Annotated in this window: 16 protein-coding genes and 1 pseudogene; 11 read left to right on the top strand and 6 right to left on the bottom strand. The window is 65.6% G+C overall.

Annotated features, from left to right (window positions below):
* Positions 1-157: 157 nt before the first annotated feature.
* Positions 158-712 carry a fasciclin domain-containing protein gene (locus tag BM222_RS25375; protein WP_092233855.1) on the bottom strand — a complete coding sequence of 185 codons (555 nt, stop codon included), beginning with the start codon at positions 710-712 and terminating at the stop codon, positions 158-160.
* 337 nt (positions 713-1,049) lie between these two features.
* A complete protein-coding gene (locus BM222_RS25370) occupies positions 1,050-1,811 on the bottom strand; it encodes an SDR family oxidoreductase (protein ID WP_092233852.1) in 762 nt (253 codons plus the stop codon).
* Between the two features lie 95 nt (positions 1,812-1,906).
* Between BM222_RS25370 and BM222_RS25365 the strand changes: the two genes are divergently transcribed.
* Positions 1,907-3,436 carry a malonate--CoA ligase gene (locus BM222_RS25365; protein WP_092233849.1) on the top strand — a complete coding sequence of 510 codons (1,530 nt, stop codon included), beginning with the start codon at positions 1,907-1,909 and terminating at the stop codon, positions 3,434-3,436.
* Between the two features lie 193 nt (positions 3,437-3,629).
* Here the strand turns inward: BM222_RS25365 and BM222_RS25360 are convergent.
* Positions 3,630-4,073: pseudogene (locus tag BM222_RS25360) on the bottom strand (sulfite exporter TauE/SafE family protein); the annotation flags it as partial.
* A 468-nt stretch (positions 4,074-4,541) separates the two neighbouring features.
* Between BM222_RS25360 and sdhC the strand changes: the two are divergent.
* The 10 genes from sdhC to BM222_RS25310 all read left to right on the top strand — a co-directional run bounded on the left by sdhC (position 4,542) and on the right by BM222_RS25310 (position 16,318).
* A complete protein-coding gene (gene sdhC, locus BM222_RS25355; protein ID WP_092233846.1) occupies positions 4,542-4,940 on the top strand; it encodes a succinate dehydrogenase, cytochrome b556 subunit in 399 nt (132 codons plus the stop codon).
* Entirely contained in the window at positions 4,937-5,341 is a 405-nt protein-coding gene (gene sdhD / locus BM222_RS25350; protein ID WP_092233842.1) for a succinate dehydrogenase, hydrophobic membrane anchor protein, read from the top strand. The genes sdhC and sdhD overlap by 4 nt, the downstream gene beginning before the upstream one ends.
* Positions 5,342-5,344: 3 nt before the next feature.
* A complete protein-coding gene (gene sdhA, locus BM222_RS25345; protein ID WP_092233839.1) occupies positions 5,345-7,180 on the top strand; it encodes a succinate dehydrogenase flavoprotein subunit in 1,836 nt (611 codons plus the stop codon).
* 109 nt (positions 7,181-7,289) lie between these two features.
* Positions 7,290-8,072, top strand: a complete 783-nt coding sequence (locus BM222_RS25340) for a succinate dehydrogenase iron-sulfur subunit (RefSeq protein WP_027533258.1) — start codon at positions 7,290-7,292, stop codon at positions 8,070-8,072.
* Positions 8,073-8,260: 188 nt separating this feature from the next.
* A complete protein-coding gene (locus BM222_RS25335; protein WP_092233836.1) occupies positions 8,261-10,414 on the top strand; it encodes a hybrid sensor histidine kinase/response regulator family protein in 2,154 nt (717 codons plus the stop codon).
* Between the two features lie 39 nt (positions 10,415-10,453).
* The gene (locus BM222_RS25330) at positions 10,454-12,412 is read left to right on the top strand and encodes an ABC transporter ATP-binding protein/permease (protein ID WP_092233831.1); all 1,959 of its coding nucleotides are present in this window, start codon (positions 10,454-10,456) and stop codon (positions 12,410-12,412) included.
* 30 nt (positions 12,413-12,442) lie between these two features.
* Positions 12,443-13,300, top strand: coding sequence for an FkbM family methyltransferase (locus BM222_RS25325; RefSeq protein WP_092233828.1), 858 nt, complete (start codon positions 12,443-12,445; stop codon positions 13,298-13,300).
* A gap of 16 nt (positions 13,301-13,316) precedes the next feature.
* Positions 13,317-13,703 carry a VOC family protein gene (locus BM222_RS25320; RefSeq protein ID WP_092233823.1) on the top strand — a complete coding sequence of 129 codons (387 nt, stop codon included), beginning with the start codon at positions 13,317-13,319 and terminating at the stop codon, positions 13,701-13,703.
* Positions 13,704-13,777: 74 nt separating this feature from the next.
* A complete protein-coding gene (locus BM222_RS25315) occupies positions 13,778-14,020 on the top strand; it encodes a hypothetical protein (RefSeq protein ID WP_177243453.1) in 243 nt (80 codons plus the stop codon).
* Positions 14,021-14,191: 171 nt separating this feature from the next.
* On the top strand, positions 14,192-16,318 hold the full coding sequence (locus tag BM222_RS25310) for an OmpA family protein (protein ID WP_092233808.1): 2,127 nt from the start codon (positions 14,192-14,194) through the stop codon (positions 16,316-16,318).
* 80 nt (positions 16,319-16,398) lie between these two features.
* Here BM222_RS25310 and argG read toward each other — a convergent pair whose 3' ends face one another.
* From argG to BM222_RS25295, 3 genes are all read right to left on the bottom strand, one after another.
* On the bottom strand, positions 16,399-17,736 hold the full coding sequence (gene argG, locus BM222_RS25305; protein WP_092233805.1) for an argininosuccinate synthase: 1,338 nt from the start codon (positions 17,734-17,736) through the stop codon (positions 16,399-16,401).
* A 92-nt stretch (positions 17,737-17,828) separates the two neighbouring features.
* Positions 17,829-18,605 carry a phosphatase PAP2 family protein gene (locus BM222_RS25300; RefSeq protein WP_092233802.1) on the bottom strand — a complete coding sequence of 259 codons (777 nt, stop codon included), beginning with the start codon at positions 18,603-18,605 and terminating at the stop codon, positions 17,829-17,831.
* 68 nt (positions 18,606-18,673) lie between these two features.
* On the bottom strand, positions 18,674-18,973 hold a 300-nt coding region (locus tag BM222_RS25295; RefSeq protein ID WP_143106035.1), incomplete at its 5' end, for an IS3 family transposase.

Here is an 18,973-nt window from a genome sequence, read left to right as displayed (position 1 = left end):
ACATCGTCTGCTACCGAATATACGCCGATGCTTCCGCTTTCGTTACGCCAGCCGGCAAATCGAATCGCCGGGCATTTTGGTCACAATAAAGCGAGCCGGGTCTCCCCGGCTCGCTGTTTCGCCGCATCCTCCGGGGATGAAACAGAGGTATCAGGTGTCACGTTGCCGGCATCAGCACGGTATCGACCACATGGATCACGCCGTTGGACTGGTTGACGTTGGAGATCGTCACCATCGAGGTGCCGCCCTTGGCATCGACGATCCAGACCTTTCCGTCCTGCTTCTTCACGGTGAGTTCCTCGCCCTCGGCGGTCTTCAGCTTCTTGCCGTCGGTGAGGTCGGAGGCCTCCAGCTTGCCGGGCACGACGTGGTAGGTGAGGATCTTGGTCAGAGTCGCCTTGTTCTCGGGCTTGACCAGGGTGTCGACGGTGCCGGCCGGCAGCTTGCCGAAGGCGGCGTTGGTCGGCGCGAACACCGTGAACGGGCCCTTGCCTTCGAGCGTCGGCACCAGGCCGGCCGCCTTCACCGCGGCCACCAGCGTGGTGTGATCCTTCGAATTGACGGCGTTCTGGACGATGTTCTTCGAGGGGAACATCGCGGCGCCGCCGACCATGACGGTCTTTTCCTCGGCGCGGGCGGGCGCGATGACAACAGCGGTGATGGCGAGGGCGCTGAAGGCAGCGGCGGTGAGATAGGCAATGCGCTTCGACATGGAGACACTCCCGATTTCGGTGATGACCGGCGATGACCGGCGTTTGCGTTGGGGCAACAACGGCATCTGCGACAGTTTGACGTGAGGCAGCAGCGCGTCGTTGGTCCGAACTACGGGAGGGTTTGCGTGCGGTTTCGAGGAAAAAATCTTTGTGATGCGTGAAACTATTCGGCGATGAGGCCGTGTGGTGGCCCCATCGTCATTGCGAGGAGCTCGCGACGAAATTGCGAAGCAATTTTGCGCAGATGCGACGAAGCAATCCAGACTATCTCCGCGGATACATTTCTGGATTGCATCGCTGCGCTCGCAATGAAGAATTCGCGGCTGCGACTTCGTCTCAATCCCTGTTGTTTGGCGTCTGGATGAACCCGCGATTATGCGTCGGGCTGATCAAGAGCTCGTTGATGCAGACGCGCGGCGGCATCGATGCGATGAAGGCGATGGTGCGCCCCAAGTCCTCCGGCTGCAGCATCTTCGCCTGCTCTTCCTCGCTCGGCACCACCGGGCGCAGCTTCAGGATCGGCGTGGCGACCTCGCCCGGCATCAGGCAGCAGGCGCGCAGGCCGTTGACGCATTCGTCCATGTTGAAGGAATGGGTCAGCGCCAGCACCGCATGCTTGGTGGTGGTGTAGGCCGGGCCCGGCATCTTCGAGACGTGGCGGCCGGCCCAGGACGAGACGTTGATGATCGAGCCGTCCTGCTGCTTGCGCATCGTCGGCAGCACCGCGCGCATGCAATAGAGCACGCCGTTGAGATTGACCTGGACGAGCTTGTCCCAGCCCTCCAGTTCCATGTCCTCCCAGCTGCGCCTGGGCACGTTGATGCCGGCATTGTTCACAAGCAGATCGATCCGGCCATGCTTCGCGACGATGTGATCGGCCGCCTTCTGGGCCGCGGCCGCGTTGGACACGTCAAGCGCCAGCGCCTCGGCCACGCCGCCCGCCCCCGCGATCTTCGCAACCACGGCATCCAGGGCCGACTGCCGGCGGCCGGAGACCACCACCGTCCAGCCGTCGGCCGCAAGCGCCTCGGCGCCGGCCTCCCCGATCCCGCTGCCGCCGCCCGTAACCCAGGCCACGCGTTTCCCTGATCTGGTCATGCAAACTGTCTCCGTTGCTTCATTGGGGCGGTTTTTGCTAATCCAGCCCTCGGTTTTGACCGGCCTTGTCAGCCTTGCGGTCGAGGAAATCTTGCATGAACCAAGCAGCCAACGCCAATCTGTTTTCCCGCCTGTTCGACGGCCTCGATAACCCTGCGCGCCTCGCGATCGAAACGCAGGACGGCGCCCATATCAGCTATGGCGATCTGATCGCGCGGGCCGGCCAGATGGCGAATGTGCTTGTCGCGCGCGGCGTGAAACCGGGCGATCGCGTCGCGGTGCAAGTGGAAAAATCCGTGGCGAACATCGTGCTCTATCTCGCCACGGTCAGGGCCGGCGCGGTCTATCTGCCGCTGAACACGGCCTATACGCTGAACGAGCTCGATTATTTCATCGGCGATGCCGAACCGTCGCTGGTGGTTTGCGATCCCGCCAAGGCCGAAGGCCTGGCTCCGATCGCCGCCAAGGTGAAAGCAAAGGTCGAGACGCTCGGGGCTGACGGCAAGGGCTCGCTGACGGAGGCCGCGGACAAGGCGAGCAGTGAATTCGCCACGGTGCCGCGGGCAAACGACGATCTCGCCGCGATCCTCTACACCTCGGGCACCACCGGCCGCTCCAAGGGCGCGATGCTCAGCCACGACAATCTGGCGTCGAATTCGCTCTCGCTGGTCGATTACTGGCGCTTCACCGACAAGGACGTGCTGATCCACGCGCTGCCGATCTATCACACCCACGGCCTGTTCGTGGCGACCAACGTGACGCTGTTTGCGCGGGCGTCGATGATCTTCCTGCCGAAGCTCGATCCGGACCTGATCATCAAGCTGATGGCGCGCGCCACTGTGCTGATGGGCGTGCCGACCTTCTACACGCGCCTGCTGCAGAATCCTGCGCTGTCGAAGGAGACGACCGCGCACATGCGCCTGTTCATCTCCGGCTCGGCGCCGCTGCTGGCCGAGACCCATCGCGAATGGTCGGCGCGGACGGGTCATGCCGTGCTCGAGCGCTACGGCATGACCGAGACCAACATGAACACGTCGAACCCCTATGACGGCGAGCGCGTGCCCGGCGCGGTCGGCTTCCCCCTGCCCGGCGTCTCGGTGCGCGTCACCGAGCCCGAGACCGGCAAGGAATTGCCGCGCGAGGAGATCGGCATGATCGAGGTGAAGGGCCCGAACGTGTTCAAGGGCTACTGGCGCATGCCCGAGAAGACCAAATCGGAATTCCGGCCCGACGGCTTCTTCATCACCGGCGACCTCGGCAAGATCGACCACAAGGGCTACGTCCACATTCTCGGCCGCGGCAAGGATCTCGTCATCTCCGGCGGCTTCAACGTTTACCCCAAGGAAATCGAGAGCGAGATCGACGCCATGCCGGGCGTGATCGAATCCGCCGTCATCGGCGTGCCCCACGCCGATTTCGGCGAGGGCGTCACGGCCGTGCTGGTCTGCAACAAGGGCGCCGACGTGACGGAGGCCGCCGTGCTGAAGGCACTCGACGGGCGCCTGGCAAAGTTCAAGATGCCCAAGCGCGTCTTCGTCGTCGACGAGCTGCCGCGCAACACCATGGGCAAGGTGCAGAAGAATATCCTGCGCGATACGTACAAGGATATCTACGCGAAGAAATAGGAGGCCGTCGCGCGTCGTTGCGACGACGAGCATCCAGGCAACGAGCCGTCATGCCCCGGCTCGACCGGGGCATCCAGTACGCCGCGGCCTCCCGGTCCTATCAAAGCTGTCTCTGAAATACTGGATCGCCCGATCAAGTCGGGCGATGACGGCGCAGCGTGCGCCCGGGCATTTTGGGACACACCAATCACTGTCCGTGGGGCAGGTCGTCACCGAATTTCCACCCCTCGCGCGCGAGGATGAGGCGAGCTGCGGCGGAATACGCGACGGCGACGAACACGATCTTGAACAGCCGCTCCGGCGCGTAGCGCGCGACGACGCTCCCCGCGACGACGCCGACGATGATCGGCAGCCACCAGACGCGCAGGATCGTCAAGTCGACGGCGCCCCGCTTGTAGTGCGCCTGGCACGAACGGATCGACGTCGGAATGATCACCGCGAGCGACGTTCCGACACACAGCGGCATGCGCACTTCGAGCGGCACGCCCGCGATACGAAAGCATTCGTAAAACACCGGTACGAGAATCGCGCCGCCGCCGATGCCGAAGACGCCGGCCAAAAAACCGGAAAGCGCACCGGTTGCGATCAGCAGCAGCGCGAGCTCGGCGATCTCCTTGATATCAAGACCTGCGATCACGCGGACTGCCCCTCGTCGCGAGCGTTCCGATTCGTCCGTTCGGATGAGCTGCTCTTGAAGCTTTAGGCGATCCACCTTGCGGGGTCGACACGCCGGACTGCCGTCTGGGGTGGAGTACAGGAGGCGCATATCCTCCGTGAGGCGGGCCGAGCGATCACCAGCGCCATGAACGGACTGGTTCGAACTGCGGCAGCCGATCAGGTGCTTGGAGCCGTTCCACTAGTGATTTCAATGCGCCCCGACCGCCGCAGAAAAGCATGAATCGGCGTTCGTTTCTTTGGCGATGCGCCACCCTTCTGGTATACCAAGACCCTGATTGGCCTTGGTTCATCAACGGCCTAGAGCTGAACGCCGGTTCGATTTATGGCGATTTGGTGATTGCGCAGGCCAAATCGACTCCGTAAATAGAGCCGACCTTTCGCGATCCCCGCGCGCGCCCTGCCGGGCCGCCATAGACATCAAAAGCCCATGACCGCACGGATCGAACGACCGCTTTCACCACACATGCAAGTCTACCGCTGGACGCTGACGATGGCGCTGTCCATCGTTCATCGCGCCACCGGTATCGCCCTCTACGTCGGAACCCTGCTGCTGGTCTGGTGGCTGGTCGCGGCGGCTTCGGGCCCGGCGGCCTATGCCAACGTGCAGGCCTTCACCGGCAGCATCATCGGCCGGCTGATCGTGTTCGGCTACACCTGGGCGCTGATGCACCATATGTTGAGTGGCATCCGGCACTTCGTGTGGGACCTCGGCTACGGCTTCAAGGCCAATGAGCGCGAAGCGCTGACCTGGGGCGCACTGATCGGCGGCATTGCCCTGACGGTACTGATCTGGATCATCGCCTACGCGACCGGAGGTGGACGATGAGCACAGCCGATACCCCGAAGCGCAGCATGCGCACCCCGCTCGGCCGCGTCCGTAGTCTCGGCGCCGCGCATTCGGGCACGTCCGATTTCTGGCGCCAGCGCATCACCGCCGTCGCCATGACCCTGCTGATGATCCCGGTGTTGGTGATCATCATGATGTTGCTCGGCCGCAACCAGGCCGGCGCCGCGCAGATCCTCTCCTCGCTTCCCGTCGCCCTGATCCTGTTGCTCTTCATCATCGCCAGCGCCTGGCACATGAAGATCGGCATGCAGGTCGTGATCGAGGACTATGTCCATAACGAGAAGCTGAAGCTCATCTCGATCATGCTCAACAACTTCTTCTCGATCGCCGTGGCGCTCGCCTCGACCTATGCGATCCTGAAACTTTCATCGGGAGTGTAACCCATGGCCACCGAGACGAATGGCAAGGGCAACGGCGCTCCCGCCACCAACGGCAAAGCCTATCCGATCGAAGACCATACCTATGACGTCGTCGTGGTCGGCGCCGGCGGCGCGGGCCTGCGCGCCGTGGTCGGCTGCAGCGAAGCCGGCCTTCGCACCGCCTGCATCACCAAGGTGTTTCCGACCCGCTCGCACACCGTCGCGGCGCAAGGCGGCATCTCGGCCTCGCTCGGCAACATGCACAAGGACGACTGGCGCTGGCACATGTACGACACCGTGAAGGGGTCGGACTGGCTCGGCGACCAGGACGCGATCGAATACATGGTGCGCAACGCGCCCGAGGCGGTCTACGAGCTCGAGCACTGGGGCGTGCCCTTCTCGCGCACCGAGGACGGCAAGATCTACCAGCGCCCGTTCGGCGGCATGACCATGGACTACGGCAAGGGCCAGGCGCAGCGCACCTGCGCCGCCGCCGACCGCACCGGTCACGCCATGCTGCACACGATGTACGGCCAATCGCTGCGTCACGCGGCCGAGTTCTTCATCGAGTTCTTCGCCATCGATTTGATCATGGACGACCAGGGCACCTGCCGCGGCGTCATCGCGCTCAAGCTCGACGACGGCACGCTGCACCGCTTCCGCGCCCAGACCGTGATTCTCGCCACCGGCGGCTACGGCCGCGCCTACGCCTCCTGCACCTCGGCGCACACCTGCACCGGCGACGGCGGCGGCATGGTGCTGCGCGCCGGCCTGCCGATGCAGGACATGGAGTTCGTGCAGTTCCACCCGACCGGCATCTACGGCTCGGGCTGCCTCGTCACCGAAGGTGCGCGGGGCGAGGGCGGCTATCTCGTCAACTCCGAGGGCGAGCGCTTCATGGAGCGCTACGCGCCGTCGGCGAAGGACCTCGCCTCGCGCGACGTCGTCTCGCGCGCGATGACCATCGAGATCCGCGAAGGCCGCGGCGTCGGCAAGAAGAAGGACCACATCTTCCTGCATCTCGACCATCTCGATCCCTCGGTGCTCGCCGAGCGCCTGCCGGGCATCTCCGAATCCGCAAAGATCTTCGCCAATGTCGACGTGACGCGCGAGCCGATCCCGATCGTCCCGACCGTGCACTACAACATGGGCGGCATTCCCACGAACTATCACGGCGAAGTGCTGACCAAGAAGGACGGCGACGACAATGCCGTCATCCCGGGCCTGATGGCGATCGGCGAAGCGGCCTGCGTCTCCGTGCACGGCGCCAACCGCCTCGGCTCGAACTCGCTGATCGACCTCGTCGTGTTCGGCCGCGCCGCAGCGCTCCGTCTCGCCGAGAAGCTGACGCCGAACGCCAAGCAGCCCGAGCTGCCGGCGAACTCGGCCGACCTCGCGCTCGGCCGCCTCGATCATTATCGCTACGCCTCCGGCGGCACGCCGACCGCGAAGTTGCGCGAAGGCATGCAGCACGTGATGCAGAACAATTGCGCCGTGTTCCGCACCGGCGAGGTGCTGAGTGAGGGTCAGAACCTGATCGCGAAGGTCCACAGCGGAATCACCGACATCGCCGTGTCCGACCGCTCGCTGGTATGGAACTCGGATCTCGTCGAAACGCTGGAGTTCGACAATCTGATCTCGCAGGCGGTGGTGACGATGAACTCGGCCGCCAACCGGACCGAGAGCCGCGGCGCCCATGCGCGCGAGGACTTCTCCGAGCGCGACGACAAGAACTGGATGAAGCACACGCTGGCCTGGCTCGACGACAACGGCAAGGTCAAGATCGAGTATCGCCCGGTTCACGACTACACCATGACCAACGACGTGCAGTACATCCCGCCCAAAGCTCGCGTGTACTGAGAAGCAACGGTGCTCGTCATTCCGGGATGGTTTGAAGGACCAGACCCGGAATCTCGAGATTCCGGGTTCGATGCTGCGCATCGCCCCGGAATGACGAAAGGTTAGAGCAATGGTTGAATTCGCACTTCCGAAGAACTCGAAAATCACCGGCGGCAAGACCTGGCCGAAGCCCGCGGGCGCGACCGACGTTCGCGAATTCCGCGTCTATCGCTGGAATCCTGACGACGGCAAGAATCCGAGCGTCGACACCTATTACGTCGACACCAATGATTGCGGTCCGATGGTGCTGGATGGCCTGATCTGGATCAAGAACCACATCGATCCGTCGCTGACCTTCCGCCGCTCCTGCCGCGAAGGCGTCTGCGGCTCCTGCGCCATGAACATCGACGGCCAGAACACGCTGGCCTGCACCCGCTCGATGCACGACGTGAAGGACGGCGCGGTGAAGATCAACCCGCTGCCGCACCAGCCTGTCGTGAAGGACCTGGTTCCCGACCTGACCAATTTCTACGCGCAATACGCCTCGGTCGAGCCGTGGCTGAAGACGACCTCGCCGACGCCGCAGAAGGAATGGCGCCAGAGCCACGAGGACCGCGAGAAGCTCGACGGTCTCTACGAGTGCATCCTGTGCGCCTGCTGCTCGACCTCTTGCCCGAGCTATTGGTGGAACAGCGACCGCTATCTCGGCCCCGCCGCCCTGCTTCAGGCCAACCGCTGGGTGTCTGATTCGCGCGACGAGGCCACCGGCGAGCGGCTCGACAATCTCGAGGACCCGTTCCGGCTCTATCGCTGCCACACCATCATGAACTGCGCCAAGGCCTGCCCGAAGGGGCTGAACCCGGCCGAGGCCATCGCCGAGCTCAAGCTCAAGATGGTCGAGCGCCAGATCTAAGGCACTTTCGGCGCTATGGCCCCGGCCGGAAGGCCGGGGCGTGCTCCGGGCGGAGCGATTTCGGGGAAAATTTTCCTCATCCCGCTGCACGCGCGAACCGGTGAATTGCAACCTCCAGTTCCTCACAAGCCGCTTCCTTCCAGGCGTAAGATTCAAGTAAGCTCTCCGGTCAGGGGACCGGAGCGACCGTGCAGGGCGCACAACGCAACTCGCTGAGACTTCTGCAGTGGATGATGGCGGCATCCCTGGCGCTGCCGATTGCGCTGTTCGCGATTGCCTCCACGATCTCCTGGAATTCGACGCGCGACATCGCCGACCGTGAGATCGAGCGCTCGCTCGATGTCGCCCATGAGCACGCGCTCAAGGTGTTCGAGACCATCGATCGGAGCCTTGCGGAGCTCACCGAGGTCGTGCGCGACCTTCCCGACGATGTCATCCGCGCGCGCGAGCCGGCGCTGCACCGGCGCCTGAAGCAGCTCACGGATTCGCTGCCGCAGCTCAAATCGGCCTGGATCTTCGATGCGGATGGAAAGGTGCTGGTCAACAGCCTGGCGTCGCCGCCGCCGCCGCAGAGCTTTGCCGACCGCGATTACTTCTACGCCCATGTCGACCAGAGCATCGGCACTTTCATCGGCACCACGCTGACGCCGCGAGCGCCTTACCAGGGCGCGCGCTTCTTCGGCGTGAGCCGGCGCCGCTCAACCGACGACGGCAGCTTCACCGGCGTCATCCAGGCCTCCGTGCTGCCGGAATATTTCGCGAGCTTTTACGCCAGGATCGGCGCCGATCCCGGCAGCTTCTTCGCGATGGGACGCACGGACGGCACGCTGCTGGCGCATTTCCCGCGGCTCGACCGCGACTTCCGGCTCGATCCGAATGGCCCGGTCGGCCGGGCCATCGCGACCCATCCCGATCATGGGCTGATCACCATCGCCTGGCCATCGGACGGGATCGAGCGGCGCATCGGCTACCGGCGCGTCGCCGAATATCCGATCTATGTCAGCGCCGGCCTCGAGACCGGGGCGATCCGCGCCCGCTGGCTCGGCACCATAAGCCAGCATCTGGTGTTCGGCGCTCCCGCCACCGCGCTGCTGTTCGTCCTGCTCGCCTTCGCGTTCCGGCGCACGCAGCATCTGCAGCTCGAGGCTGCCAAGCGGCGCGAGGTCGAGGAGGCGCTCAAGCACAGCCAGCGGCTGGAGGCGCTCGGCCAGCTCACCGGCGGCGTCGCGCACGATTTCAACAACCTCCTGACCGTGATCCGCGCGTCCGTCGACCTCCTGAACCGGCCGCAACTGAGCGAGGAGCGGCGGCAGCGCTACATCACCGCGATCGCGGACGCGGTCGCACGCGCGGCCAAGCTGACCTCGCAGCTGTTGGCCTTTGCCCGCCGGCAGACCTTGAAGCCCGAAGTGTTCGATGTCGGCGAGCGCGTGCAATCGCTGCGCGACATGCTCACCACGCTGCTGGGACCTGCGATCGAGATCGTCACGCAGCTGCCGGCCGAGCCCTGCCTCGTCAATGCCGATGCCGGGCAGTTCGAGACTGCGATGATCAACATGGCGACCAACGCGCGCGACGCCATGCAGGGCAAGGGCCGCATCGTCTTCACGGTGCATGCGGCGACCACCCTTCCTGATACGCTGGCGCCCGTCTCCGGCAGCCAGATCTCGAACGATCCCGGTTTCGTCTGCGTCACCGTCAGCGATCGCGGCATCGGCATCCCCGCCACGCAATTGGGGCGCATTTTCGAGCCCTTCTTCACCACCAAACAGGTCGGCCAGGGCACCGGTCTCGGCCTGTCGCAGGTGTTCGGCTTCGCTCGGCAATCCGGCGGCGAGGTGACCGTCATCAGCGAGGTCGGCCAGGGCAGCACCTTCTCGCTCTATCTGCCGCGCGTGCCCGCAGCTCTGCTGCCTCGCAGCGAGGCACCGACCACGGCGCCGGCCGTCGCCGGCAGCGGCATGTCGGTGCTGGTCGTCGAGGACAATGTCGAGCTCGGCAATTTCGCCGCCGACGGCCTGACCGAGCTCGGCTACAGCATCACGCTGGTCGACAACGCCACCGACGCGCTCACCGAACTCGTCGGCGCCCCCGAAAGGTTCGACGTCGTGTTCTCCGACGTCGTCATGCCCGGGATGACCGGGCTCGATCTTGCGCAGGCGATCCGCGATCGCTGCATCGGCGTGCCCATCGTGCTGACCACGGGCTATAGCCACGCTCTGTCCCAGGACGGTGTCGCCGGCTTCGAGCTCGTGCAAAAGCCCTATTCGATCGAGGAACTGTCGCGCGTTCTGCACCGCGCGGCACGGTTGAAGCCGGTGCGCGGCGGCGCCGCGGAGTGAGCCCGGGAACCCGAGGGAACCGGCTCGCGTTGTCCCCGCATGCAGAAGCCGGTCCGAAACAATGCGCAAGGCAGGACGCCGCCCATCGTAGAGATCACCGGCGAGAACGGCGATGACATCGCTCCGCCGCCGCCGGAATTGCTGGAGCCGGATTCCGAGCTGAGCCCCGAAGAGGCCGAGCAGGCACGGAAGGACTATCTGCTCACCCGGTTCTGGATCAGCGCGCGCGGCTTCTGGAGCCGCAAGGGCGACCGCTTGGCCTGGCCATTCTCGATCGGCCTCGTGGTGCTCATCATCCTGACCGTCGGCTTCCAATACGGCGTCAATGTCTGGAACAGGGCGATCTTCGACGCGATCGAGAAGCGCGATGCGCCAACGGTCTTCCACCTGACGGCGCTGTTTTTCCCGCTCGCGATCGGCAGCATCATGCTCGGTGTGGTCCAGGTGTTTGCGCGGATGGGCATCCAGCGGCGCTGGCGCGCCTGGCTCACCAACAGCGTGCTGACGCGCTGGCTGGCCAACGGACGCTACTACCAGCTCAACCTCGTCGGCGGCGACCACGACAATCCGGAATACCGGATCGCCGAAGACCTGCGCGTCGCAACGGATTCGCCGGTCGATTTTCTTGCCGGCGTGACGTCGGCGTTGCTGTCGGCCGCGACCTTCATCGTCGTGCTCTGGACCATCGGCGGCGCGCTCACCGTGACGCTTGGCGGCTCCCCGGTCACCATTCCCGGCTTCCTCGTGATTGCCGCAATGCTCTATGCGGGCATCGCTTCGGGCTCGATCCTGGTGATCGGGCGTCGATTCGTGCAGGTCTCCGAGGACAAGAACCAGGCCGAAGCCGATTTCCGCTACACGCTGACCCGCGTGCGCGAGAATGGCGAGAGCATCGCGCTGCTGGGCGGTGAGGACGAGGAGCGCGGCGGCATCGACCGCAACTTCGCCGACGTCCTGCGGCAATGGGCGCGGCTCGCCGGCCAGCACATGCGCACCACGCTGGTGTCGCAGGGCTCGAGCCTCGTCGCACCTGTCGTGCCGCTGCTGCTCTGCGCGCCGAAATTCCTCGACGGCAGCATGAGCCTCGGACAGGTGATGCAGGCGGCCTCCGCCTTCACCATCGTGCAGAGCGCGTTCGGCTGGCTGGTCGACAATTATCCGCGGCTTGCCGACTGGAACGCCTGCGCCCGCCGCATCGCCTCGCTGATGATGTCGCTCGACGGCCTCGAGCGCGCCGAGCAGGGTGACGGCCTTGGCCGCATCAAGCGCGGCGAGACCGCCAACGACGCCATGCTGGAGATGAAAGATCTCTCGGTCACGCTCGACGACGGCACCGCTGTCGTCGGCGAAACCGAAGTGGTGATCGAACCCGGCGAACGGCTGCTGGTCGCGGGCGAATCCGGCACCGGCAAGAGCACGCTGGTGCGCGCCATCGCAGGCCTTTGGCCATGGGGCGGCGGCAGCGTCAATCTTCATCCCGACCGGCGGCTGTTCATGCTGCCGCAGCGGCCTTACGTGCCCTCCGGCAGTCTGCGCCGCGCTGTCGCCTATCCCGGCGCCGAGGACGACTGGACCGTCGCTGAGATCGGCGAGGCCCTGCACAAGGTCGGGCTCGACCATCTCAAGGAAAAGATCGAGGAAGAGGGGCCGTGGGACCAGACGCTGTCGGGCGGCGAGAAGCAGCGTCTCGCCTTCGCGCGGCTGCTCCTACACAGCCCTGATATCGTCGTGCTGGACGAGGCGACCTCCGCGCTCGACGAGAAGAGCCAGGACAAGATGATGAAGATGGTCACCGATGAGCTGCGAGAGGCCACCATCGTCAGCGTCGCGCATCGCGTCGAGCTCGAGGCGTTCCACAGCCGCAAGATCGTGCTGGAGCGCCGCAAGGGCGGCGCGAAGCTCGTCAGCGACATTGACCTGATCCCGCGCAAGGGCAAACGCAAGCTGCTGGGCCGCTTCCTGCGCCAGCGCAAGCCGGCGGCCAAAAAGGCGGCCTGAGCGCCGTTGGAGTCCCCGGCAAAACCGGCTATGCATGCGCCGCCTGCAACGAGGACCGCCTGCTTGACGCCCGATACCGCCCTTTCGACCGCGCCGTTCGGCGCGTTTGCGCCGACCGCCGCGCAGGCTGCGATCCTCGGTCTCGTGCAGCGATCGCGGCTGAAGCGCGGTGCGTTTCGACCGTGGATGTCGCGGCTGCTCAATCTGCTGCGCGGCGGCCCCGTGGATGTGCAATATCAGGGTGCCTCGTTCCGCTTCTATCACCAGGGCAGCGCCACCGAACGCGGCGCGCTGTTCAACCCCGACTACAACATCGACGAGCTCGACTTCCTGCGCCAGCATACGGCGGCCGGCGGCACGTTCGTCGACGTCGGCGCCAATGTCGGCACCTTCGCGCTGGTGATGGCGCGGCACGTCGGCACCGATGGCAAGGTGGTCGCGATCGAGCCGCATCCGCTGACCTTTGGGCGGCTCTCGTTCAACCATGCCGCATCCAAGGCAACACAGGTGCGCCTGGTGCAGGCCGCCGCGGGCGACAGCGACGGCGAGCTGATGATCGAAAGCGGCGGCGGCAATCTCGGCGCCACGCACGTCGTCACCGGCGCGGCCGGCGCTGATGCAATCAAGGTGCCCTCGCTGCGGCTCACCCGCATCCTCGACGAGGCCGGCGTCACACGGGTCGATTCGCTCAAGATCGACGTCGAGGGCTTTGAAGACCGCGTGCTGATCGGATTCTTCCGCGATGCGCCGCCGTCACTGTGGCCCCGCGCGGTGGTGATCGAGCATCTGTCACAGAACGAATGGCAGCAAGATTGTATTGCTGACATGGTTGCGCGCGGCTTTACGATCGCACGAAAGACGAGAAGCAATACCTTCCTGTCACGCTGAACAACAGAGGCTAGCGATGATCGACCATCTGGGCTTCCCCGTCTCCGACTACGAGCGCGCCAAGGCGTTCTACGCCAAAGCGCTGGCGCCGCTCGGTTACAGCCTGATCATGGAAGTGACGCAGGAGCAGACCGGCCACGATCGGGCCGCAGGCTTCGGCGCCGACGGCAAGCCGGATTTCTGGATCGGCGGCGAAGGCGCGCTGAACAAGCCGGTGCATGTCGCAATATCGGCAAAAGATCGCGCCACGGTCGATGCGTTCTACGAGGCTGCGATGGCCGCCGGTGGCCGCGACAACGGACCACCCGGCATCCGCCCTCACTATCACGCGAACTATTACGGCGCCTTCGTGCTCGATCCTGACGGCCACAACATCGAGGCGGTTTGTCACGCGCCGGAATAGAGCGGGCGCGATGCGGGAACATCGGCGCGACATCGTCGTTGTCGTCCTCCTGACAACTGACCTCGATGATGCCGATGCCGATCGAACCGCCCGAGATACCGCCATCGACACCCGGCACGCCGACCGAGCCGCCGCCTGGAATTCCGCCGGGCAATCCGCAGCCTGAAATCTCGCCACCGGTGCACGAGCCCGGCGAATCACCGCGGCCCGATGAATTGCCGGGAAGCAGGCCTGACGAGATTCCTTCGCGTGGACCGAACGGGCCGCTCGCGCCGAATCCCGCGACGGATGCCAATTCGTCGCAGGGTCACATGTGATGCGATTGCAAGCTGGGTCTGAATGCGCAATGAACGTTGCTCGCGTGACATGATTTGCATGCAGAAATAAATCGCGACGCAGTGTCTTTGCCCGCCACAATCCGGCCTAACGCGTAGCTGTTCATCATCCCACTTCACTCCGTCAAAGAACCTTCCGGGGAATTTCACGACATGACCAATCTTCGCTTCGTGCTGCTTGCCACGACGGCTCTGACCGCGATGCAATTCGCAAGCTCCGCATCGCATGCGCAAAGCGCGCCGCTCGTCGTCGCGCAGGCCCAGCCTCAAGAGACGGGCCCTGACGGAAAGCCGAAGCAGCCGCCGAAGGAAGCGCCAAAGGGAGCACCGCCCGCGCATCCGACCGCGCCGCCACCTGCCGCGCCCAAGGCACCCAGCGCGCCGCCGCCGGCAGCTGCACCGCCGCATCCGCCCGCCGCACCTCCGCCGGCCGCCGCGCCGTCACGCCCGACACCGCCACCCCCGCCGCCTGCGACCCATCAGGCGCCTCCGCCGCCCCCACCACCGCCTGCAGCACCCAAGCCGCCGACGCCGCCCCCGGCTGCGGCGCCGCAGCAGCATGCACCGACCCCACCGCCGCCTCCGGCCGCAGCTCCGCAGCAGCATGCACCGACCCCGCCGCCGCCTCCGGCCGCAGCGCCGCAGCAGCATGCACCGACCCCACCGCCGCCTCCGGCCGCAGCGCCGCAGCAGCATGCACCGACCCCGCCGCCGCCTCCGGCTGCGACTCCGCAGCAGCACGCTCCTGTTGCACCAACTCCGGCGCCGACTGCGACACCGGGGCGTCCGGCTGCAACGCCAACGCCTCCGCCGCCCCCCGTTACGCCGCCGGCCGGGGCCCGGCCGCTGCCCAACGCAGCGCCAGCCCCGACGGCAACGCCCGCTCCGGCGCCTGCAGCTCGTCCGGCACCATCATCTCCGGCTCCGACTGGCACCCCCATGCCATCGGCAACGCCGGCACCTGGCGCCACGCCCCCCGGACGTCCTGGCGCTCCGCCGGCTGCCGGAGCACCGGCTCCAGGTGCAACCCCGGCTCCGTCGGCAACGCAGGCTCCCGGACGTCAGGGTGCAACCCCGCCAGCCGGCGCGCCCGCCGCGGGCACTCCGCCGGTGGCGCCGCAGGCCGGTGCCGTGCAGCGTCCCCCCGCGCCGCCGCCGGGCGCCGCGGCGCCGACTGTCGTTCCTGCCACGCCAGCCGCCGCACCGCCGCCCGACAAGGCGCAGTACGCGCCGCCGACGGTTGCTCCCGCTTTCCGGGCCGCGCCAGCCGTCGCAGCGCCGCTGCCGCCCCCGCCGCGTCCGCAGCAGCGAGACCTGACGCCGCTTGCCTTCGGTGCGGGCGTGGTGGCCGGTGCCGTGATCGGCGCCACCATCGCCGACTACCGCAACCAGCGGCAGGAGATCGTCGAAGGCGGCCGCACCGTCTACACAGAGCCGGATCGCATCATCGTTCGCGACCCGAGCGGGCAGGAATACGTCCGCGGCAACGATCTCTATCGCTTCCGCTACGGCGCCCGTGACATCCGCACCGAGACGGTCGGCGGCGAGACCCGCACGGTCGTGATCCGTCCTGACGGCACCGAAATCATCACGGTGGTCGGTCCGGACGGGAGCTTGATGCGCCGTATCCGCAGGGATCAGCGCGGGCGTGAGATCGTGATCATCGACAACACCTATCGCGATCCGCGGGCGGTCGGCGGCTTCTATGTCGACGTGCCGCCGCCGGTGGTCAGCATCCCCTATGATCGCTACATCGTCGACGCCCAGGAAGCATCGCCGGAGGTGATCTACGACACGATGCGGGCGCCGCCGGTACAGCGAATCGATCGGCGCTACTCGCTCGACGAGATCCGCTACAGCCCCAATGTTCGCATGCAGATGCCGAGCATCGACGTCAACACGATCAACTTCGCGACGGGATCGTGGACCATTCCGCCGGACCAGGCGGCGCGGCTGCAGGTGATCGCCGACGGCATCAACCAGGCGATCCAGGCCAACCCGCAGGAAGTGTTCCTGATCGAGGGCCACACCGATGCGGTCGGCAACGACGTCGACAATCTGTCGCTGTCGGATCGCCGGGCGCAGGCCGCGGCCGAATTGCTGACCCAGCAGTTCGGCGTGCCCGCGGAGAACCTGACGTCGCAGGGCTACGGCAAGCAGTATCTGAAGGAGCAGACCGACGGGCCGAGCCTGATCAACCGGCGCGTCACCGTCCGCCGCATCACCCCATTGCTCAACGGCGGCCAGGCCAACGCGGCACCGCCTCCGCCGCGGCAGTAAGACCACCGCAGAAAAGAAAATGGCCGGGAGTGATCCCGGCCATTTTTGTTTTGCCTTGTAGGGTAGGTTAGCCGAAGGCGTCAGCCCTTGTCGCTCTCGAGCCGGAAGATCTGCGAGCCTTCGCTGCCTGAGAGCAGGCCGGTCTTCGAATAGAGACCGAGCTTGGTGCGCGTGTCGGCGATGTCGAGATTGCGCATGGTGAGCTGGCCGATGCGGTCGGCCGGCGTGAAGGCGGCGTCCTCGACCTTCTCCATGCTGAGCCGTTCCGGCGCATAGGTGAGGTTCGGACTCTCCGTGTTGAGGATCGAATAATCGTTGCCGCGGCGCAGCTCCAGCGTGACCTCGCCGGTGACGGCGCGCGCGACCCAGCGCTGCGCGGTCTCGCGCAGCATCAAGGCCTGCGAGTCGAACCAGCGGCCCTGATAGAGCAGACGCCCGAGCCGCATGCCACTGATGCGGTATTGCTCGATGGTGTCCTCGTTGTGGATGCCGGTGACGAGGCGTTCATAGGCGATGTGCAGCAGCGCCATGCCCGGCGCTTCGTAGATGCCGCGGCTCTTGGCCTCGATGATGCGGTTCTCGATCTGGTCGCTCATGCCGAGGCCGTGGCGGCCGCCGATGGCATTGGCTTCGAGGAACAGCGCGACCGGATCAGAGAAGGTCTTGCCGTTCAGCGCCGTCGGCTGTCCCTCCTCGAAACGCACGACGACCTTCTCGGCCTTCACCGCGCAATCGTCGCGCCAGAACGGCACGCCCATGATCGGATTGACGATCTTGATGCCGCTGTCGAGGCTTTCGAGATCCTTGGCCTCGTGCGTGGCGCCGAGCAGATTGCTGTCGGTCGAATAGGCCTTCTCGGCGCTCATCTTGTAGGCAAAACCTTGCGCGGTCATGAACGCCGACATCTCGGCGCGGCCGCCGAGCTCATCGATGAACTGCTGGTCGAGCCAGGGCTTGTAGATGCGCAGGGATGGATTGGTCAGCAGGCCGTAGCGGTAGAAGCGCTCGATGTCGTTGCCCTTGAAGGTCGAGCCGTCGCCCCAGATGTTGACGCCGTCTTCCTTCATCGCCGCGACCAGCATCGTCCCGGTGACCGCGCGCCCGAGCGGGGTGGTGTTGAAATAGGTGATGCCGCCGGTCGAGATGTGGAAGGCGCCCGACTGGATCGCGGCGATGCCTTCGTGGACCAATTGCGTGCGGCAATCGACCAGCACGGCCTTCTCCGCGCCGAAGGCTTGCGCCTTGCGCGGGATCTCATTGTAGTCGGCTTCATCCGGCTGGCCGAGATTGGCGGTATAGGCGTAGCAGCGTGCGCCTTTCTGCTTCATCCAGAGCAGCGCCGCAGAGGTATCGAGGCCGCCCGAAAACGCGATGCCGACTTTCTCGCCCTTGGGCAGGCTTTTCAGGATCGTGGTCATGGGGCTTCCAATCGGGTCTTAGGGGCTGATGAGGGGCTTGGTTTGACCGCGCGAATATCAAATTTCGCCCGGATCGGCACGCTTTTAATGGCTCAAACCGACGCCGCCGGGCCGGTCTTGCGGCCGAACAGGCGCTTGCGGAGCCGGTAGGCGGGCATGTTGAGCCGGGTCAGGGCGGCATCGACCGCCGCGTCGGAAAACCGGGTCCGCGGCCAACGGTAGATCAGGGCGTAGCCGAACCAGATCACGACGAAGGTGACGAGCCCGGCGGTTGCAACGTCGGTGAAGAAGTGGCCGCCGAAGGCCATCCGGAGGCCGCTGGTCACGGCGCCGAACACCAGCGCGCCGGCGTAGGCGAGCGGCCGCCATGCCGGCGGCGCCAGCGCGGCGGGCGCCAGCGTCCAGAACGCGGTCGCGCCTTCGCCCGAGAAGAACGAGCAATTGCGCGCGCAATCGCCGCGCGGATCCCACCACGCCACGAACTGCTGATCGCCGGCAAACTCGCTCACCACCACCGGCCGCGGCCGGCCCCAATAGGTCTTGAAGGTGAGGTTGGTGAGAATGACGGCCGACAGGATGATCGTTGCCAGCAGGAACACGATCGCGCGGCCTGACACCATCAGGGGACGATCGGGCCTGATCATCTTGACGACGAGCGCCACCAGCGACGGCAGCACACAGCCCCAGGACACCCACATCGCAGCGTCACGCGCGACGCCGGCCCAGTCGTTCAGCTTGAGCGGAAAGGTCTTTGTCTGGGGATCGAAGAACAGCGCCGCGAGCTTGAGATCGAGCTCGGGATAGAGCCCGAAAACGACGCCGATCACGAGCCACAGGGCGAGAGCGATAAACAGTCCAGTCCGGTTCATGGCGCGCGGTTTAGCGGAGTGGGCCCGGGATGAAAACCCTGATCTTCCCCCGAAAAAGTGGACAGGGTTCAAGCCGATTTTAGCTCCATCTCGACCGGGCTGATATAGCCGATGGCCGAGTGTCTGCGGTGATGATTGTAGAAGCCCTCGATGTAGGTGAAGATGTCGCGCTCTGCTTCATTGCGGGTAGCATATTGGCGGTGATGGACCAGTTCGGACTTGAGCGTGTGGAAGAAGCTTTCCATAGGGGCATTGTCGTAGCAGTCGGCTCTGCGGCTCATCGAAGGCAGGAAGCCGGCGGCTTGCAGCGCTTGGCGATATTCGGTTGAAGCATATTGGGTGCCGCGATCGGAGTGATGGATCAGGCC

The organism is Bradyrhizobium sp. Gha, assembly GCF_900113735.1.
Lineage (GTDB): Bacteria > Pseudomonadota > Alphaproteobacteria > Rhizobiales > Xanthobacteraceae > Bradyrhizobium.
Note: the sequence above shows the minus strand (reverse complement) of the source record. Positions and strands in the feature narration are given on the sequence as shown.

What these genes read in the sequence shown, in the direction of transcription:
- BM222_RS25300 (WP_092233802.1), bottom strand. Translation starts at nt 18,605, where the DNA reads ATGAACCGGACTGGACTGTTTATCGCTCTCGCCCTGTGGCTCGTGATC.
- sdhD (WP_092233842.1), top strand. Translation starts at nt 4,937, where the DNA reads ATGAGCACAGCCGATACCCCGAAGCGCAGCATGCGCACCCCGCTCGGC.
- BM222_RS25375 (WP_092233855.1), bottom strand. Translation starts at nt 712, where the DNA reads ATGTCGAAGCGCATTGCCTATCTCACCGCCGCTGCCTTCAGCGCCCTC.
- BM222_RS25325 (WP_092233828.1), top strand. Translation starts at nt 12,443, where the DNA reads ATGCATGCGCCGCCTGCAACGAGGACCGCCTGCTTGACGCCCGATACC.
- BM222_RS25370 (WP_092233852.1), bottom strand. Translation starts at nt 1,811, where the DNA reads ATGACCAGATCAGGGAAACGCGTGGCCTGGGTTACGGGCGGCGGCAGC.
- BM222_RS25330 (WP_092233831.1), top strand. Translation starts at nt 10,454, where the DNA reads ATGCAGAAGCCGGTCCGAAACAATGCGCAAGGCAGGACGCCGCCCATC.
- BM222_RS25365 (WP_092233849.1), top strand. Translation starts at nt 1,907, where the DNA reads ATGAACCAAGCAGCCAACGCCAATCTGTTTTCCCGCCTGTTCGACGGC.
- BM222_RS25320 (WP_092233823.1), top strand. Translation starts at nt 13,317, where the DNA reads ATGATCGACCATCTGGGCTTCCCCGTCTCCGACTACGAGCGCGCCAAG.
- BM222_RS25310 (WP_092233808.1), top strand. Translation starts at nt 14,192, where the DNA reads ATGACCAATCTTCGCTTCGTGCTGCTTGCCACGACGGCTCTGACCGCG.
- BM222_RS25340 (WP_027533258.1), top strand. Translation starts at nt 7,290, where the DNA reads ATGGTTGAATTCGCACTTCCGAAGAACTCGAAAATCACCGGCGGCAAG.
- argG (WP_092233805.1), bottom strand. Translation starts at nt 17,736, where the DNA reads ATGACCACGATCCTGAAAAGCCTGCCCAAGGGCGAGAAAGTCGGCATC.
- BM222_RS25315 (WP_177243453.1), top strand. Translation starts at nt 13,778, where the DNA reads ATGCCGATCGAACCGCCCGAGATACCGCCATCGACACCCGGCACGCCG.
- sdhC (WP_092233846.1), top strand. Translation starts at nt 4,542, where the DNA reads ATGACCGCACGGATCGAACGACCGCTTTCACCACACATGCAAGTCTAC.
- sdhA (WP_092233839.1), top strand. Translation starts at nt 5,345, where the DNA reads ATGGCCACCGAGACGAATGGCAAGGGCAACGGCGCTCCCGCCACCAAC.